We start from the raw sequence: 16991 nt of genomic DNA on the forward strand, positions 1-16991 counted from the left end.
CGATTACTGTGCGTGACCATTTTGGAGCTGGAGCCGGAAACAGAGGGCGTCCTCCTGGAACCGGGGGTGCGGGTAGCTCTCCGCCGGCTTCATGCCCAGCCGCCGGGTGACCGCGATGGACCGCTCGTTCCCCGGTCTGACCATCGCCATCACGGTCGGCACGCCCACCGCCCTGAGCCGTTCCAGCGTCATCTGCGCGGCCGTGGTGGCATATCCCTTGCCCCAGAACTCGCGCCCGAGCCGCCAGCCGATCTCGATCTCGCCCGTGGGGCCCCACTCGTGCGGCCATGGCTGGGCGCCCGTGAAGCCGATGACCTGCCCGGACTCGTCCACCATGGTCCACAGGCAGAAGCCGAGCTCCGCGTCGTGTCTGCGCTGCCGGGCGGTGAGCTCCTCGTAGACGGAGAGTTCGGCCGATTTCCCGCCCCAGAACTCCATGACCTCCGGATCGTCGAAGAGCCGGTGCCAGGCGATCGCGTCCTCGTCGGTGGGGACGCGCAGCCGTACTACGGGGAGAGCTCGGTTCACGAGGACAGCCCTTCAGCCGGGTGATCAATTCTGCTGAATAGACTGCCTGTGTCCAGTGCCGCTCGGCACAGAGATTTTCGAACTTGGGGAGATCCCGCCGTGACCGTCGTGACCGAGCCCCACTCCGAGCCCTCCCCCGAGCCCTTCTCCGAGAACACCGCCGATGTGATCGTCGTGGGCGCGGGCCCGGCCGGCTCCACGACGGCGTATCACCTCGCCAAGTCCGGCCTCGACGTACTCCTGCTGGAGAAGACCGAGTTCCCGCGCGAGAAGGTATGCGGCGACGGCCTGACCCCGCGCGCCGTGAAGCAGCTCGTGGCGATGGGCATCGACGTCTCCGAGGAGGCCGGCTGGCTGCGCAACAAGGGGCTGCGCATCATCGGCGGCGGCGTCCGCCTCCAGCTGGACTGGCCGGATCTCGCCTCCTTCCCGGACTACGGCCTCGTCCGCAAGCGCGACGACTTCGACGAGCAGCTCGCCCGCAACGCCCAGAAGGCGGGCGCCCGGCTCTTCGAGCGCTGCAACGTCGGCGCCCCGATCATCGACGAGCGCACCGGCCGCATCACCGGCGTGCACGCCAAGCTCGGCGAGGAGAAGCGCGAAGTCACCTTCCACGCGCCGCTCGTGGTCGCCGCCGACGGCAACTCGACCCGCCTGTCGCTGGCGATGGGCCTGCACCGCCGTGAGGACCGCCCGATGGGCGTCGCGGTCCGTACGTACTTCGAGAGCCCCCGACACGACGACGACTACCTGGAGTCCTGGCTGGAACTCTGGGACCGCCGGGGCCCCCAGGACCGTCTGCTCCCCGGCTACGGCTGGATCTTCGGCATGGGCGACGGCACGTCCAACGTCGGCCTGGGCGTCCTGAACACCTCCGACTCCTTCAAGGAACTGGACTGGCGCGAGGTGCTGAAGGCCTGGTGCGCCTCCATGCCGGAGGACTGGGGCTACACCCCGGACAACATGACCGGGCCCATCCGCGGCGCCGCCCTCCCGATGGCCTTCAACCGCCAGCCCCACTACACCAAGGGTTTGCTCCTGGTCGGCGACGCCGGCGGCCTGGTGAACCCCTTCAACGGCGAGGGCATCGCCTACGCCATGGAGTCCGGCCAGATCGCCGCCGACGTCATCGTCCAGGCGCACGCCCGCCCGACGCCCGCGAGCCGCGAACTCGCCCTGCAGCGCTACCCGCGCATCCTCAAGGACACCTACGGCGGCTACTACACGCTGGGCCGCGCCTTCGTGAAGCTCATCGGCAACCCGAAGGTCATGAAGATCGCAGCCCAGCGCGGTCTGACCCACCCCATGCTGATGAAGTTCACCCTGAAGCTGCTGGCGAACCTCACGGACCCGTCCGGCGGCGACGCGATGGACCGCATCATCAACGGGCTGAGCAGGGTGGCCCCCAAGGCGTGACTAGCTCCTGAGAGCCTCCACGTTGGCGGCCCGGCGCGCGAACACCTCGTCGCGCCGGTCCGCCACCTGCCTGAGCGCGTCCTTCCGCTCCCGCTGGGAGAGCCGGTCCAGGTAGACCTGGCCGTTCACATGGTCCGTCTCATGGGCCAGGCAGCGCGCGAAGTACCCGGTCCCCTCGATGACGAGCGGCTGCCCGTCCTTGTCCAGTCCCCGCACCACGGCCCGGTCCGGACGCGGTACGTCCATCACGGCGCCCGGCACCGACAGGCACCCCTCGCTCTCGTAGAGCAGCCGGCGCCGGGCCGGGTCGAGGGTGTCGAGGACCGGGTTGACGACGTGCCCGACGTGCCGCGCCCCGTCGTCGTCCGGGCAGTCGTACACGAAAAGGCGCAGATCGACGCCCACTTGGTTCGCCGCGAGACCGGCTCCCTCGGCGATGTACATGGTCAGGAACATGTCGTCGATGAGCGCGGCGAGGTCCGGCCCGAACTCGGTGACGTCCCTGCAGGGCTTGTGCAGGACCTCCTCGCCGACCTCGGTCACGCGCCGCACCTTCCCGCGCCGGGCCTCGGGCGCGAGCCGCGGATACGAGTCGACGGGCCTTCCCTGTACGAACACACTGGGCATGGCTGTGCCTCCTTGTGATTGTGAGGATGCTGTGGGTGGCGGGAGAACCGGGTTCCGGCCTGCGGAGCCGCTCCCTACCCTCCGTTGTTCATGACAACAGAACACGCGCAGCAGGCGCAGGAGAACACCGGCCACACCCGCAGACGCTTCCTCACCGGCGCCGGGGGAGCGGCCGGCGCCCTCGCCTTATGGCCCGCCGGACGCGCGACCGCGGCCTCCGCCTCCGCCGGCAAGCACGTCGCCGTCCTCGGCGGCGGGGTCTCCGGCCTCAGCGCCGCCCACGAACTCGCCGAACGCGGCTACGCCGTCACCGTCTACGAGTACTACGACGTCCTCGGCGGCAAGGCCCGCTCGATGCCCGTCCCGGGCACGGGAACCGGCGGCCGGGCGCCGCTCCCGGCCGAGCACGGCTTCCGCTTCTTCCCCGGCTTCTACCGGAACCTGCCGGACACGATGCGCCGCATCCCCTTCCCCGGCAACGCGAACGGCGTCCACGGCAACCTGCGGAACGCCACCGAGGAACTGTTCGCCCGCAGCTCCGGCCGCCCGGACCTGCACTTCCCCCTGCGCCGCGTCACGACCCCGCCCGCGCCCGGCGACATCACCCCGTCCTGGATCCGCGACCAGATCCTCTCCGCCCTGGACCTGGGCACCCGCCTCCCCGCCCACGAGGCCGCCTATTTCGCCGACCGCCTCCTCGTCCACCTCACCAGCTGCGACGCCCGCCGCGAGGACCAGTGGGAGAAGACCGCCTGGTGGGACTTCATCCGCGCCGAGGAGATGAGCGAGGAGTACCGGACCCTCCTCGGCATCGGCCAGACCCGCAACCTCGTCGCCACCCGCGCGGAGGTGGCGTCCACGCGCACCGTCGGCCGCGTCATCATCGAGGCCCTGATCCTCTGGGGCGTGCTCGGCCGCGGCCTGGACGGCGACGCCGACATCGACCGCGTCCTCAACGCCCCCACCAGCGAGGCCTGGATCGACCCCTGGGAGACCCACCTACGCTCCCGGGGCGTCGAGTTCGTGCTCGGGACGCAGGTCCGGGAGGTCGTGTACGAGGGTGGCCGCGTGACCGGCGTACGTGTCGCGGCCCGCGACGGCAGCCAGGAGCGGATGGTCACCGCCGACCACTACGTCTCCGCCATGCCCGTCGAGCACGCGCGCGGGACCTGGGGCAGGGCGCTGCGGGCGGCGGACCCGCAGCTGGCGCGCTGCGACGCCCTGCAGACGGACTGGATGACCGGGGTGATGTTCTATCTGCGCACGCCCACCCCCGTCGTGCACGGCCACATCAACTGCCTCGACTCGCCCTGGTCGGTGACGGGCATCGGGCAGGCCCAGTTCTGGGACGCAAGGGACTTCTCGCGTGACTACGGCGACGGACAGGCCCACGACTGCCTGTCCGCGATCATCTCCGAGTGGGACAAGCCGGGCATCCTGTACGGCAAGACGGCCAAGGAGTGCACGAAGGACGAGATCGTCGCCGAGCTGTGGGCCCAGCTGAAGGACGGCCTCAACGACGCCGGCAAGACGACCCTCACGGACGAGGACCGCCTCGGCTGGTTCATGGACCCGGCGGTGACGGGCCTCGGCGGCCCGGACCCGCACAACCGCGAGCAGCTCCTCATCCACCCCACGGGCACGCTCTACAACCGCCCCTCGGCCCGCACGAAGGTCCCGAACCTCTTCCTCGCCGGCGACTACGTCCACACCGATGTCGACCTGGCGACGATGGAGGGGGCCAACGAATCCGCGCGACGAGCCGTCAACGCCCTCCTGGACGCGGACAATTCGGACGCCGAGCCGTGTGAGATCTGGGAGCTGTACCGGCCACCGGAGATGGAGCCCCTGAAGCGGGTCGACGAACTGCGCTACAAGCTCGGCCTGCCCAACACCTTCGACCTGGGATAGGCCCGCCCGGGACGGGCCCGGCGGAAACGACGGAGGGGCCGCTGCCCCCGAGCGGCTGCGGCCCTTCCGTACGTCCGTGCAGCACGTGTTGTGCTGCGGGGTGCGTCAGAGCACCCGCACCGCGCCGGTCGGCGGGTCGTAGGAGAGCGGCCTCTCGACCACACCGGTCGACGGGTTCTGCGCGCCGACGAACATGCCGTCGCCGACGTACACCGCCACGTGGTACGCGCTGCCCGCGCTGCCCCAGTACAGGATGTCGCCCGGCAGCAGGTTGCTCAGCGAGACCTGGGTGCCGGCGGTCGACTGGTCCTGCGAGACCCGCGGCAGGCTGATGCCGATCTGCTTGAAAGCGGTCTGCACCAGGCCCGAGCAGTCGTAAGCGGACGAACCGGTCGCACCGGACACATAGGCCTTACCGACCTGAGCCTTGACGAAGTTGACGATCGCGGCGGCCGAACCGGTGGCCGTGGACGTCGAGGTGCTCGTCGTGGTGGCGGCGAGGGTGGTCCGCTCCGCGCTGCGGGAGGCGGCCTTCTCGGCGGCGGCCTTGCGGGCGGCCTCGGCCTTCTCCTTGGCCTCGGCCTTCTTCTTCGCCTCCGCGAGGTCCGCCTTGGCCTGCTTCGCGGCCTTTGCGGCGGCCGCGTCACGCTCGGCCTGCAGCTCGTAGTTCGCGGCCGCCTGCTGAGTGGCGTCCGCGGACTGGGCGACCTGAGAGGCCAGATCGGCCGTCAGGGTGGGCAGTTGCAGGGTCTGTGTGGTCTCGGCAGCGCTCGCCGAGGCCGAGGCGCCTGCCGCAGCCATGCTGAGGACGCCACCGGCAACTCCGGCACGCACCGCGAGACTCGTCGTCGCGTTGCGGCGGGGCTTCCGGTGGCTGCGTATGTGAGCGGTGTGGGACATGAGAACAACGGGTATCAGGGGCTCCTCCATACCTTCAAGAAACGTGTGGTGCGCCACAGTTGTTCAGCCAACGGCCCGAATTCCGGGCGGCTCGCTCTTTATTGACGCCGTAACGGACATTGCGGGCGCGGCCCATCAGGCCCGTGATCACGGCGTTTCATGATTACGCCCGAATTGCCCCGTGCCTACCACTGGTTGGGACGGGTGGCCAAGCCCCGCTCTCGGGCGCCTCTCGCGGTGTGGCGGAGGTCACGCAACGGTCACGGCAATGTGCGCGTCTCGCGCGAAGATCACGACCAGATTGCGCTCGCGTCACGGCCGGGTCCCGCTCGTGAATGTGTGCACGCGTCCACACCGGACGGTGCACCTCCCTCTGATGTGTGAACGCGGCGCAATATCAGGACATCTCGTCCAACACCAATTTGCATGCAAGGGAAGTCTCTTGATATTGAGACGCCCCTCCCGAGCTGCGCCGACGAGCGAAAATGTCACCTCTGGTGATCACTTGGACGCTTCGCGTACGAAGATCACCGCTCATCCGACTTCATGATCCTTCATCAGGTGGTGGAGATCACAAAGCTTGTGCAATACCCCGTGTCGCAGATCACAGAGCGGCGGGCATAAGATGCGAGGCAGTTGGGCTTGTGACCTGCTTCACATGTTCTCGATCTTCGCCGGGACGGGCGGGGTTGGGGAGACGCATGAGGTTGGTGTGAGTCCAATGCCATCGCCAGCAGTCAGTGCCGACTGAGAGGAGCGAGGAGCGGTGAACGCGTATGCGCCCATCCTCGTACTGGGAGCCCTCGGGGCAGGCTTTGCGATCTTCTCCGTGGTCATGGCCACGCTGATCGGTCCGAAGCGGTACAACCGGGCCAAGCTCGAGGCCTACGAGTGCGGAATCGAGCCGACCCCCACGCCGGCCGGCGGCGGGCGCTTCCCCATCAAGTACTACCTGACGGCGATGCTCTTCATCGTCTTCGACATCGAGATCGTCTTCCTCTACCCCTGGGCCGTCACCTTCGACGCCCTGGGGATTTTCGGGCTCGTGGAGATGCTGCTCTTCGTGCTCACCGTCTTCGTCGCGTACGCGTACGTATGGCGGCGCGGCGGCCTGGAATGGGACTGAGGGGCCTTAACACATGGGACTCGAAGAAAAGCTGCCGAGCGGATTCCTGCTGACCACCGTCGAGCAGGCCGCGGGCTGGGTGCGCAAGGCGTCCGTCTTCCCGGCCACGTTCGGCCTCGCCTGCTGCGCCATCGAGATGATGACCACCGGCGCCGGCCGCTACGACCTGGCCCGCTTCGGCATGGAGGTGTTCCGCGGTTCGCCCCGCCAGGCGGACCTGATGATCGTTGCCGGCCGGGTGAGCCAGAAGATGGCGCCGGTGCTGCGCCAGGTCTACGACCAGATGCCGAACCCCAAGTGGGTGATCTCCATGGGGGTCTGCGCCTCCTCGGGCGGCATGTTCAACAACTACGCGATCGTCCAGGGCGTCGACCACATCGTGCCGGTCGACATCTATCTGCCCGGCTGCCCGCCACGGCCCGAGATGCTGATGGACGCCATCCTCAAGCTGCACCAGAAGATCCAGACCTCCAAGCTCGGCGTGAACGCCGAGGAAGCGGCCCGCGAGGCGGAGGAAGCGGCGCTCAAGGCCCTGCCCACGATCGAGATGAAGGGGCTGCTGCGGTGAGCGACGCGAACGGCGCCAACGGCGTCAACCCGGAGAAGGATCTCGGCGCCTCCAACCTCCCCGGCCAGCGCGGCGAAGGCGGTGAGGAGATCCGCGTCCAGCGCGGCATGTTCGGCGCCAACAACGGCGGCGACACCTCCGGCTACGGCGGTCTGGTCCGCTCGGTCCGCCTCCCGGGACCGGCGGCCCGCCCCTACGGCGGATGGTTCGACGAGGTCGCCGACGAACTGGAAGGCGCTCTGGAGGAGCAGGGACTCCTCCCGGACAACGCGATCGAGAAGACGGTCGTCGACCGCGGCGAACTCACCTTCCACATCGAGCGTGAGCACCTGCTGCGCGTCGCCCGCACCCTGCGCGACGACCCCGCCCTGCGCTTCGAGCTCTGCACCGGCGTCAGCGGAGTCCACTACCCGCACGACAAGGGCCGCGAGCTGCACGCCGTCTACCACCTGCGCTCGATCACCCACAACAGGCTGATCCGGCTCGAAGTCAGCGCTCCGGACGCCGACCCGAAGATCCCGTCCCTGGTCTCCGTCTATCCCACCAACGACTGGCACGAGCGCGAGACCTACGACTTCTTCGGGATCGTCTTCGACGGTCACCCGGCCCTGACGCGGATCATGATGCCGGACGACTGGCAGGGCCATCCGCAGCGCAAGGACTACCCGCTCGGCGGCATCCCCGTCGAGTACAAGGGCGCCCAGATCCCGGCTCCGGACCAGCGGAGGTCGTACTCGTGAGCACTTCGCAAGCCTCTCCTCGCGAGACCACGGAAGGCACCGTATATACGGTCACCGGTGGCGACTGGGACGAGGTCGTCCAGTCCGCGGCCCGCGCCGACGACGAGCGCATCGTCGTCAACATGGGGCCCCAGCACCCCTCCACCCATGGAGTGCTCCGTCTGATCCTGGAGATCGAGGGCGAGACGGTCACCGAGGCCCGCTGCGGCATCGGCTACCTGCACACCGGGATCGAGAAGAACCTCGAGTTCCGCACCTGGACGCAGGGCACCACGTTCGTGACGCGCATGGACTACCTGACGTCCTTCTTCAACGAGACCGCCTACTGCCTCGCCGTCGAGAAGCTCCTCGGCATCGAGGACCAGATCACCGAGCGAGCCAAGATCATCCGGGTGCTCCTGATGGAGCTGAACCGGCTCTCCTCGCACCTCGTGTGCATCGCCACCGGCGGCATGGAACTCGGCGCCACCACGATCATGATCTACGGATTCCGTGATCGTGAAATGATTCTCGACATCTACGAGCTCATCACGGGCCTGCGCATGAACCACGCGTACATCAGGCCCGGCGGACTCGCGCAGGACCTGCCGCCCGGCGCGGTGGACCACATCCGCGAGTTCGTGAAGAAGATGAAGAAGAACCTCCCCGAGTACGACAAGCTCGCCACCGGGAACCCCATCTTCAAGGCCCGTATGCAGGACGTCGGCTATCTCGACCTGGCCGGCTGCATGGCCCTCGGCGCCACCGGCCCGATCCTGCGCTCCACCGGCCTCCCGCACGACCTGCGCAAGACGCAGCCGTACTGCGACTACGAGACGTACGACTTCGACGTCCCGACCGCCGACACCTGCGACTCCTACGGGCGCTTCCTGATCCGCCTGGAGGAGATGCGCCAGTCCCTCCGGATCGTCGAACAGTGCCTGGACCGGCTGCAGCCCGGCCCGGTCATGGTCGCCGACAAGAAGATCGCCTGGCCCGCCCAGCTCGCCCTGGGACCGGACGGGCTCGGCAACTCCCTCGACCACATCAAGAAGATCATGGGCACCTCCATGGAGGCCCTGATCCACCACTTCAAGCTGGTCACCGAGGGCTTCCGCGTCCCGCCGGGACAGGCGTACGCGGCCGTCGAGTCACCCAAGGGCGAACTCGGGGTGCACGCCGTGTCCGACGGCGGCACCCGGCCCTTCCGGGTCCACTTCCGGGACCCGTCCTTCACCAACCTGCAGGCCATGGCGGCGATGTGCGAAGGCGGCCAGGTCGCCGACGTCATCGTCGCCGTCGCGTCCATCGACCCCGTGATGGGAGGCGTCGACCGGTGACCACCAGTTCTTCGGAGCGGGGCGTCAGCCTGGGCATGCCCGAACTGCCCGCGCCCGCCTACCCGGACGACGTCCGAGCCCGGCTCGAGGCGGACGCGCGCGAGGTGATCGCCCGCTACCCCGACTCCCGCTCGGCTCTCCTGCCGTTGCTGCATCTCGTGCAGTCGGAGGAGGGTCATGTCACGCGCACCGGGATGCAGTTCTGCGCGGACGTGCTCGGCCTGACCACGGCCGAGGTGACCGCGGTCGCCACCTTCTACACCATGTACCGGCGCAAGCCGTCCGGTGACTACCAGGTGGGCGTCTGCACCAACACCCTCTGTGCGGTGATGGGCGGTGACGCGATCTTCGAGGAGCTCCAGGAGCACCTGGGCGTCGGCAACGGTGAGACCACTGACGACGGCAAGGTCACTCTGGAGCACATCGAGTGCAACGCGGCCTGCGACTTCGCGCCGGTGGTGATGGTCAACTGGGAGTTCTTCGACAACCAGACCCCGGCCAGCGCCAAGCGCCTCGTCGACGACCTGCGTGCGGGACGGGACGTCGAACCCACGCGCGGGGCGCGCCTGTGCACTTTCAAGGACACCGCGCGGATGCTGGCCGGCTTCCCCGACGAGCGGCCAGGGGCCGTCGAGGAGAGCGGCAGTGCGGGACCGGCGTCGCTGGTGGGCCTTCGCCTGGCTAGGGGAGAGGCCGCACCCGCGCGTGTGGTCCATCCGCGGGACGGCGGCCCGCACGAGGACGAGCCGCAGGACAGGGCAGTGCACGAGCCGTCGCCGACCGAGCACCTCAGCTCACACGATGCGCCACAGGACACGTCGGCCTCCGACCCGGCCCACCCGGCAGGGCCTGCCGCCGAGGAGGGGGAGTGATGACCTTGGCACCCGAACTCAGGAACAACAGCCCCGAGAAGCTGCTCGCACCCGTGCTGTCGGCCTTCTGGGACGAGGACCGGTCCTGGACGCTGGACGTCTACCGAAGGCACGAAGGGTACGAGGGGCTCCGCAAGGCGCTCGCGATGTCCCCGGACGACCTGATCGCGTACGTCAAGGACTCCGGGCTGCGCGGCCGCGGCGGCGCGGGATTCCCCACGGGAATGAAATGGCAGTTCATTCCCCAGGGAGATGGAAAGCCGCACTATCTAGTTGTCAACGCCGACGAATCGGAGCCGGGAACCTGCAAGGACATCCCGCTCCTCTTCGCGAACCCGCACAGCCTCATCGAGGGCATTGTCATCGCGTGTTACGCCATCAGGTCTTCGCATGCCTTCATCTATCTGCGTGGTGAAGTCGTCCCCGTTCTGCGGCGGTTGCACGAGGCCGTGCGCGAGGCCTACGAGGCCGGCTACCTCGGCGAGAACATCCTGGGCAGCGGGCTGAACCTCCAGCTCACCGTGCACGCCGGCGCCGGCGCGTACATCTGCGGTGAGGAGACCGCACTGCTCGACTCGCTCGAAGGCCGCCGGGGTCAACCGCGGCTCCGTCCCCCCTTCCCTGCGGTGGCGGGCCTCTATGCGTGCCCGACTGTTGTGAACAACGTCGAGTCGATCGCGTCGGTTCCCGCAATTCTGAACCGGGGCAAGGAATGGTTCCGGTCGATGGGCAGCGAGAAGTCCCCCGGCTTCACGCTCTACTCGCTCAGCGGCCACGTCGCCAGCCCCGGCCAGTACGAGGCCCCGCTCGGCATCACACTCCGCCAGCTGCTGGAGATGAGCGGCGGCATGCGGCCCGGCCACCGGCTCAAGTTCTGGACGCCGGGCGGCTCTTCGACGCCGATGTTCACCGACGAGCACCTCGACGTACCCCTCGACTACGAAGGAGTGGGCGCCGCCGGATCCATGCTCGGCACCAAGGCCCTGCAGTGCTTCGACGAGACGACCTGCGTCGTACGCGCCGTCACCCGCTGGACCGAGTTCTACGCCCACGAGTCCTGCGGCAAGTGCACACCCTGCCGCGAAGGGACGTACTGGCTCGTGCAGTTGCTGCGCGACATCGAGGCCGGCAAGGGCGTGATGTCCGACCTCGACAAGCTGAACGACATCGCCGACAACATCAACGGCAAGTCGTTCTGCGCCCTCGGCGACGGCGCCGCCTCGCCGATCTTCTCCTCGCTGAAGTACTTCCGCGAGGAGTACGAGCAGCACATCACGGGCCGCGGGTGCCCCTTCGACCCGGCCAAGTCGACGGCCTGGGCCGACCGCACGGAGGTGAACGCATGACCGTGACCACCAGCGCTCCCACGGGTGGGGGAGAGGCGGCGGTCCCGCCGGAGGATCTCGTCTCGCTGACGATCGACGGCGCCGAGATCAGCGTGCCCAAGGGCACCCTGGTCATCCGGGCCGCCGAGCAACTCGGCATCGAGATCCCCCGCTTCTGCGACCACCCTCTCCTCGACCCGGCCGGTGCCTGCCGCCAGTGCATCGTCGAGGTGGAGGGCCAGCGCAAGCCGATGGCGTCCTGCACCATCACCTGCACGGACGGCATGGTCGTGAAGACCCACCTCACCTCGCCGGTCGCCGAGAAGGCCCAGCACGGTGTGATGGAGCTCCTCCTCATCAACCACCCGCTGGACTGCCCGGTCTGCGACAAGGGCGGCGAGTGCCCCCTGCAGAACCAGGCCATGTCCCACGGGCAGGCCGAGTCCCGCTTCGAGGGCAAGAAGCGGACCTACGAGAAGCCCGTCTCGATCTCCACGCAGGTGCTGCTCGACCGTGAGCGGTGCGTGCTGTGCGCCCGGTGCACCCGCTTCTCCAACCAGATCGCGGGCGACCCGATGATCGAGCTGGTCGAGCGGGGCGCCCTGCAGCAGGTCGGCACCGGTGAGGGCGATCCCTTCGAGTCGTACTTCTCCGGCAACACCATCCAGATCTGCCCGGTCGGCGCGCTGACCTCGGCGGCCTACCGCTTCCGCTCCCGGCCCTTCGACCTCGTGTCCTCGCCGAGCGTGTGCGAGCACTGCTCCGGCGGCTGCGCCACCCGCACCGACCACCGGCGCGGCAAGGTCATGCGGCGGCTCGCCGCCAACGACCCCGAGGTCAACGAGGAGTGGATCTGCGACAAGGGCCGCTTCGGGTTCCGGTACGCGCAGCAGCGGGACAGGCTCCAGACGCCGCTCGTACGGAACGCGGAGGGGGACCTCGAACCGGCCTCCTGGCCGGAGGCGCTGCAGATCGCGGCTCAGGGACTGCTCGCCTCCCGCGGCAGGACCGGCGTCCTGACCGGCGGCCGCCTCACCGTCGAGGACGCCTACGCGTACAGCAAGTTCGCGCGTGTGGCCCTCGACACGAACGACATCGACTTCCGCGCGCGCGTGCACAGCGGCGAGGAGTCCGACTTCCTCGCTGCGAAGATTGCCGGACGCGGACGTGATCTCGACGGTACGGGCGTCACGTACACCTCCTTGGAGAAGGCGCCCGCCGTTCTGCTGGTCGGGTTCGAGGCCGAGGAAGAGGCTCCCGGCGTCTTCCTGCGGCTGCGCAAGGCCTGGCGTGGACACGGTCAGAAGGTGTTCTCGCTGGCCACGCACACCACGCGCGGCCTGGAGAAGGCCGCCGGCACACTGCTGCCGGCCGCCCCCGGTACCGAGACCGAGTGGCTGGACGCACTCGCGAGCGGCGTCGGACTGGAGGACGACGGGGCCAGGGCGGCCGAGGCGCTGCGCGCCGAGGGTGCGGTGATCGTCGTCGGTGAGCGGCTGGCCGCCGTGGCAGGCGGACTCACCGCCGCCGTACGGGCCGCCTCCGCGACCGGCGCTCAGCTGGTGTGGATCCCGCGGCGGGCCGGTGAGCGCGGTGCCCTGGAGGCGGGCGCGCTGCCTTCGCTGCTGCCGGGCGGACGTCCGGCCACCGATCCACGCGCGCGTGAGGAGGTCGCCGCGGCCTGGGGCGTCGCCGAACTTCCGCACCGCTACGGCCGCGACACCAGCCAGATCGTCGAGGCAGCCGCGACGGGCGAGCTGCAGGCACTGCTGGTCGCGGGCGTCGAGGTCGCCGACCTGCCGGACCCGGCACGCGCGCGTGAAGCGCTGCAGGAGGCCGGCTTCGTGGTGTCGCTGGAGCTGCGCCCCAGTGAGGTCACCGAACGTGCCGATGTCGTCCTTCCCGTCGCCGCGGTCGCCGAGAAAGCAGGCACCTTCCTCAACTGGGAAGGCCGGGTGCGGTTCTTCGAGGCCGCGCTCAAGCCGGACCAGATGACCCGCCGCCTCGCGCCCACCGACGCGCGCGTGCTGCAGATGCTGGCCGACGCCATGGACATCCACCTGGGGCTGCCGGATCTGCGCACCGTACGCGCGGAGATCGACCGGCTCGGCCCGTGGGACGGGCCCCGGGCCACGGAACCCTTGGAAACCGCGGCCCAGTTGCCGCGGCCCGCCGCCGGTGAAGCCGTACTGGCCGGGCACCGGCTGCTGCTCGACCAGGGGCTCCTCCAGGAGGGTGACGAAGCGCTCGCCGGAACCCGGCACGCCGCCCACGCGCGCGTGTCGGCCGCGACCGCCGCCGAGGCGGGCGTCAAGGACGGCGACACCATCGCTGTGACCGGCCCCTCCGGAGCGGTCGAACTGCCGCTGCGGATCGCTCAGATGCCCGACCGGGTGGTCTGGCTCCCGCTGAACTCCGCAGGCGGGGGCGTTGCCTCCGACACCGGGGCGCTGCCCGGCGCTCTCGTCCGTATCGGCCCGGCGACGCTCGTCGGCGAGGCCCCCGAGGAGGTGGAGGCATGAGCCCGTACCTCGCCGCTGAAGACCTCTCGATGTTCGGCCGCGACCCCTGGTGGCTGGTCGTCATCAAGGCCGTCTTCTGCTTCGCCTTCCTGATGGTGACCGTGCTGTTCTCCATCGTCTGGGAGCGCAAGGTCGTCGCCTGGATGCAGCTGCGCATCGGCCCGAACCGGCACGGCCCCTGGGGCATGCTCCAGTCGCTCGCCGACGGCATCAAGCTGATGCTCAAGGAAGACGTCATCGTCAAACGCGCGGACAAGGTCGTCTACGTCCTCGCACCGATCGTCGCGGCCATCCCGGCCTTCATGGCGATCGCGGTGATCCCCTTCGGCCCGGCCGACAACGAGATCTCGATCTTCGGCCACCGTACGACCATGCAGCTGACCGACCTGCCGATCGCGATGCTGTACATCCTCGCGGTCGCCTCGGTCGGCATCTACGGCATCGTGCTGGCGGGTTGGAGTTCCGGATCCACTTACCCGCTCCTCGGTGGCCTGCGCTCCTGCGCGCAGATGATCTCGTACGAGATCGCGATGGGCGCCGCCTTCGCCTCCGTGTTCCTCTACTCGGGGTCGATGTCGACGTCGACGATCGTCGAGCAGCAGCACGACCGCTGGTACATCGTCCTGCTGCCGGTCTCCTTCATCCTCTACATCGTCACGATGGTCGGCGAGACCAACCGCGCCCCCTTCGACATGCCGGAGTCCGAGGGCGACCTGGTCGGCGGCTTCAACACCGAGTACTCGTCGATCAAGTTCGCGATGTTCATGCTCGCCGAGTACGTGAACATGGTGACGGTCTCGGCCGTGTCCACCACGCTCTTCCTCGGCGGCTGGCGGGCCCCCTGGCCGATCAGCACCTTCTGGGAGGGTGCCAACCACGGCTGGTGGCCGCTGCTCTGGTTCGTGATCAAGGTGCAGCTGCTGCTGTTCCTCTTCATCTGGCTGCGCGGCACGCTCCCGCGGGTCCGCTACGACCAGCTGATGAAGCTCGGCTGGAAGGTCCTCATCCCGGTCTCCGTGGTCTGGCTGATGCTGGTCGCGACCGTCCGGGCCCTCAGGAACGAGAACTACGACTTCGCCGACATCACCCTCTACATCGTCGGCGGTGTCCTCGCCCTGCTTCTTCTGTCCTTCATCGCCGACATCTTCCGCGACAAGGGAGGGAAAGCCGAGCAGCCTGCCGAACAGGCCGCCGGATTCGACCCGATGGCGGGCGGATTCCCCGTACCGCCACTGCCGGGACAGGAGTTGCCGGCGGTGCCGAGGCGCAGTCCGCGCCGCGAGCGAGAGCTGATTGTCAGTGGTGGGTCGGATACTGCCAGTGACGGATCTTCGGATGGAAAGGAGGCGTCCGATGGCTGAGGAGCCCAAGGAGACCAAGCCCGGTTTCATGAACCCCGTCGCAGGCTTCGGCGTGACCTTCAAGGCCATGTTCAAGAAGCGGCTGACTGAGCAGTACCCGGAGCAGCAGAAGACCACTGCCCCCCGGTTCCACGGACGGCACCAGCTCAACCGCCATCCGGACGGCCTGGAGAAGTGCGTCGGCTGCGAGCTGTGCGCCTGGGCCTGCCCCGCCGACGCCATCTACGTGGAGGGCGCCGACAACACGGACGAGGAGCGCTACTCGCCGGGCGAGCGGTACGGGCGCGTGTACCAGATCAACTACGCCCGCTGCATCCTGTGCGGCCTGTGCATCGAGGCGTGTCCCACGCGCGCGCTCACGATGACCAACGAGTTCGAACTCGCCGACTCCAGCCGCGCCAACCTCATCTACACCAAGGAGCAGCTGCTCGCCGGCCTCGAAGAGGGCATGGTCGACAGCCCGCACGCCATCTACCCGGGGATGGACGAGCAGGACTACTACCGGGGGCTCGTCACCGAGGCCGCGCCCGGCACCGAGCGCCAGGTGGCCCTCTCCAAGGGCGAGGTCGTCCAGGAGGCCGCCTCCACCTTCGGTGAGGACGAGCCCGCCTCGGAGAAGGTGATCGGCCGATGAGCGCGCAACTCGCCGCCTACTCCACCTCCACCGGAGAGGCCTTCCAGTTCTGGGTCCTCGGCACCGTCGCCGTGATCGGAGCCCTGGCGACCGTCTTCATGAAGAGGGCCGTGCACAGCGCGCTCTCGCTCGCCGGCACCATGATCATCCTGGCGATCTTCTACCTCGCCAACGGCGCCTACTTCCTGGGCATCGTGCAGATCGTCGTCTACACCGGCGCGATCATGATGCTGTTCCTCTTCGTGGTGATGCTCGTCGGCGTGACGGCCGCGGACTCACTGAAGGAGACCATCAAGGGCCAGCGCTGGCTGGCCCTTCTGTGCGGGCTCGGCTTCGGCATCCTGCTGCTCGCCGGGATCGGCAACGCGTCCCTCAAGGAGTTCAACGGCCTGGGCGACGCGAACGCCCACGGCAATGTCGAGGGCCTCGCAGCCCTCATCTTCACCAAGTACGTCTTCGCGTTCGAAATCACCGGCGCCCTGCTGATCACCGCCGCGGTCGGAGCGATGGTGCTCACGCACCGCGAGCGCACCGAACGCGCCAAGACCCAGCGCGAGCTGTCCGAACAGCGCGTCCGGGAGGGCAAGTACGTGCCGCCGCTGCCGGCGCCCGGCGTGTACGCCCGGCACAACGCGGTGGACATCGCGGGCCTGCTGCCCGACGGCACCCCGTCCGAGCTCACGGTCAGCAAGACGCTGCGTGAACGCGGCCAGATCCGTGACGTGTCGGCGGAGGCGCTCAACGACCTGCGGGCGCTGGAGCAGCGTGCGGAGGAGCGCCTGGAGCGGACCGCGATCGATCCGGCGAACCTCAAGCGGGCCGAGGAGGCGTCGAAGTGAACCCGGTCAACTACTTGTATCTCGCCGCCCTGTTGTTCACGATCGGCGCCACCGGCGTACTGATCAGGCGCAACGCCATCGTCGTGTTCATGTGCATCGAGCTGATGCTCAACGCCTGCAACCTCGCGTTCGTCACCTTCTCCCGGATGCACGGCAATCTCGACGGCCAGATCATCGCCTTCTTCACGATGGTCGTCGCCGCCGCGGAGGTCGTGGTCGGGTTGGCGATCATCGTGTCCCTGTTCCGTTCCCGCCACTCGGCCTCGGTCGACGACGCCAGCCTGATGAAGCTCTGAGGGGTCG

At 68.7% G+C, this 16991-nt stretch carries 16 protein-coding genes; 13 read left to right on the forward strand and 3 right to left on the reverse strand.

Features of this window, described 5'->3' with window-relative positions; translation table 11 throughout:
* Positions 1-3: 3 nt before the first annotated feature.
* Positions 4-528 carry a GNAT family N-acetyltransferase gene (locus ACWDAG_RS21200; protein WP_450697138.1) on the reverse strand — a complete coding sequence of 175 codons (525 nt, stop codon included), beginning with the start codon at positions 526-528 and terminating at the stop codon, positions 4-6.
* A gap of 99 nt (positions 529-627) precedes the next feature.
* On the opposite strand from ACWDAG_RS21200, the gene ACWDAG_RS21205 reads away from it, so the two are divergent.
* Positions 628-1944, forward strand: coding sequence for a geranylgeranyl reductase family protein (locus tag ACWDAG_RS21205; RefSeq protein ID WP_450697139.1), 1317 nt, complete (start codon positions 628-630; stop codon positions 1942-1944).
* Here ACWDAG_RS21205 and def read toward each other — a convergent pair whose 3' ends face one another.
* On the reverse strand, positions 1945-2571 hold the full coding sequence (gene def / locus ACWDAG_RS21210) for a peptide deformylase (protein WP_450697140.1): 627 nt from the start codon (positions 2569-2571) through the stop codon (positions 1945-1947).
* A gap of 90 nt (positions 2572-2661) precedes the next feature.
* On the opposite strand from def, the gene ACWDAG_RS21215 reads away from it, so the two are divergent.
* Complete coding sequence (locus ACWDAG_RS21215; protein WP_450697141.1) at positions 2662-4482, forward strand: hydroxysqualene dehydroxylase; 1821 nt, start codon at positions 2662-2664, stop codon at positions 4480-4482.
* A 105-nt stretch (positions 4483-4587) separates the two neighbouring features.
* Here the strand turns inward: ACWDAG_RS21215 and ACWDAG_RS21220 are convergent, their stop codons facing one another.
* Entirely contained in the window at positions 4588-5382 is a 795-nt protein-coding gene (locus ACWDAG_RS21220; RefSeq protein WP_450697142.1) for a C40 family peptidase, read from the reverse strand.
* 766 nt (positions 5383-6148) lie between these two features.
* Here ACWDAG_RS21220 and ACWDAG_RS21225 point away from each other — a divergent pair.
* From ACWDAG_RS21225 to nuoK, 11 genes are read left to right on the forward strand one after another with little or no spacing between them, the layout of a single operon-like run.
* Complete coding sequence (locus ACWDAG_RS21225) at positions 6149-6508, forward strand: NADH-quinone oxidoreductase subunit A (RefSeq protein WP_003992243.1); 360 nt, start codon at positions 6149-6151, stop codon at positions 6506-6508.
* A gap of 13 nt (positions 6509-6521) precedes the next feature.
* The gene (locus tag ACWDAG_RS21230) at positions 6522-7076 is read left to right on the forward strand and encodes a NuoB/complex I 20 kDa subunit family protein (RefSeq protein WP_003998928.1); all 555 of its coding nucleotides are present in this window, start codon (positions 6522-6524) and stop codon (positions 7074-7076) included.
* The gene (locus tag ACWDAG_RS21235; RefSeq protein ID WP_450697143.1) at positions 7073-7816 is read left to right on the forward strand and encodes an NADH-quinone oxidoreductase subunit C; all 744 of its coding nucleotides are present in this window, start codon (positions 7073-7075) and stop codon (positions 7814-7816) included. Before ACWDAG_RS21230 ends, ACWDAG_RS21235 begins: the two co-directional genes overlap by 4 nt.
* Positions 7813-9135 carry an NADH-quinone oxidoreductase subunit D gene (locus ACWDAG_RS21240; RefSeq protein WP_351462612.1) on the forward strand — a complete coding sequence of 441 codons (1323 nt, stop codon included), beginning with the start codon at positions 7813-7815 and terminating at the stop codon, positions 9133-9135. The genes ACWDAG_RS21235 and ACWDAG_RS21240 overlap by 4 nt, the downstream gene beginning before the upstream one ends.
* Positions 9132-10007, forward strand: coding sequence for an NADH-quinone oxidoreductase subunit NuoE (gene nuoE / locus ACWDAG_RS21245; RefSeq protein ID WP_450697144.1), 876 nt, complete (start codon positions 9132-9134; stop codon positions 10005-10007). The genes ACWDAG_RS21240 and nuoE overlap by 4 nt, the downstream gene beginning before the upstream one ends.
* A complete protein-coding gene (gene nuoF / locus ACWDAG_RS21250) occupies positions 10004-11353 on the forward strand; it encodes an NADH-quinone oxidoreductase subunit NuoF (protein ID WP_181922353.1) in 1350 nt (449 codons plus the stop codon). The genes nuoE and nuoF overlap by 4 nt, the downstream gene beginning before the upstream one ends.
* Entirely contained in the window at positions 11350-13854 is a 2505-nt protein-coding gene (locus tag ACWDAG_RS21255; protein ID WP_450697145.1) for an NADH-quinone oxidoreductase subunit G, read from the forward strand. Before nuoF ends, ACWDAG_RS21255 begins: the two co-directional genes overlap by 4 nt.
* Positions 13851-15215 (forward strand): NADH-quinone oxidoreductase subunit NuoH, encoded by a 1365-nt coding sequence (gene nuoH / locus ACWDAG_RS21260; protein ID WP_450697146.1) that lies wholly within the window; start codon positions 13851-13853, stop codon positions 15213-15215. Before ACWDAG_RS21255 ends, nuoH begins: the two co-directional genes overlap by 4 nt.
* The gene (gene nuoI, locus ACWDAG_RS21265; protein WP_099930706.1) at positions 15208-15849 is read left to right on the forward strand and encodes an NADH-quinone oxidoreductase subunit NuoI; all 642 of its coding nucleotides are present in this window, start codon (positions 15208-15210) and stop codon (positions 15847-15849) included. Before nuoH ends, nuoI begins: the two co-directional genes overlap by 8 nt.
* Positions 15846-16688, forward strand: a complete 843-nt coding sequence (locus ACWDAG_RS21270) for an NADH-quinone oxidoreductase subunit J (protein WP_450697147.1) — start codon at positions 15846-15848, stop codon at positions 16686-16688. Before nuoI ends, ACWDAG_RS21270 begins: the two co-directional genes overlap by 4 nt.
* Positions 16685-16984: an NADH-quinone oxidoreductase subunit NuoK gene (nuoK, locus tag ACWDAG_RS21275; RefSeq protein ID WP_020130147.1), complete on the forward strand. Its 300-nt coding sequence runs from the start codon at positions 16685-16687 to the stop codon at positions 16982-16984. The genes ACWDAG_RS21270 and nuoK overlap by 4 nt, the downstream gene beginning before the upstream one ends.
* The last annotated feature ends 7 nt before the right edge of the window (positions 16985-16991 follow it).

Source organism: Streptomyces sp. NPDC001157 (assembly GCF_053598255.1).

Bases quoted from the DNA above. Each gene is read 5' to 3' on its own strand.
- ACWDAG_RS21215 (WP_450697141.1), top strand. From the start codon at position 2,662: ATGACAACAGAACACGCGCAGCAGGCGCAGGAGAACACCGGCCACACC.
- ACWDAG_RS21255 (WP_450697145.1), top strand. From the start codon at position 11,350: ATGACCGTGACCACCAGCGCTCCCACGGGTGGGGGAGAGGCGGCGGTC.
- def (WP_450697140.1), bottom strand. From the start codon at position 2,571: ATGCCCAGTGTGTTCGTACAGGGAAGGCCCGTCGACTCGTATCCGCGG.
- ACWDAG_RS21220 (WP_450697142.1), bottom strand. From the start codon at position 5,382: ATGTCCCACACCGCTCACATACGCAGCCACCGGAAGCCCCGCCGCAAC.
- ACWDAG_RS21270 (WP_450697147.1), top strand. From the start codon at position 15,846: ATGAGCGCGCAACTCGCCGCCTACTCCACCTCCACCGGAGAGGCCTTC.
- nuoI (WP_099930706.1), top strand. From the start codon at position 15,208: ATGGCTGAGGAGCCCAAGGAGACCAAGCCCGGTTTCATGAACCCCGTC.
- nuoH (WP_450697146.1), top strand. From the start codon at position 13,851: ATGAGCCCGTACCTCGCCGCTGAAGACCTCTCGATGTTCGGCCGCGAC.
- ACWDAG_RS21230 (WP_003998928.1), top strand. From the start codon at position 6,522: ATGGGACTCGAAGAAAAGCTGCCGAGCGGATTCCTGCTGACCACCGTC.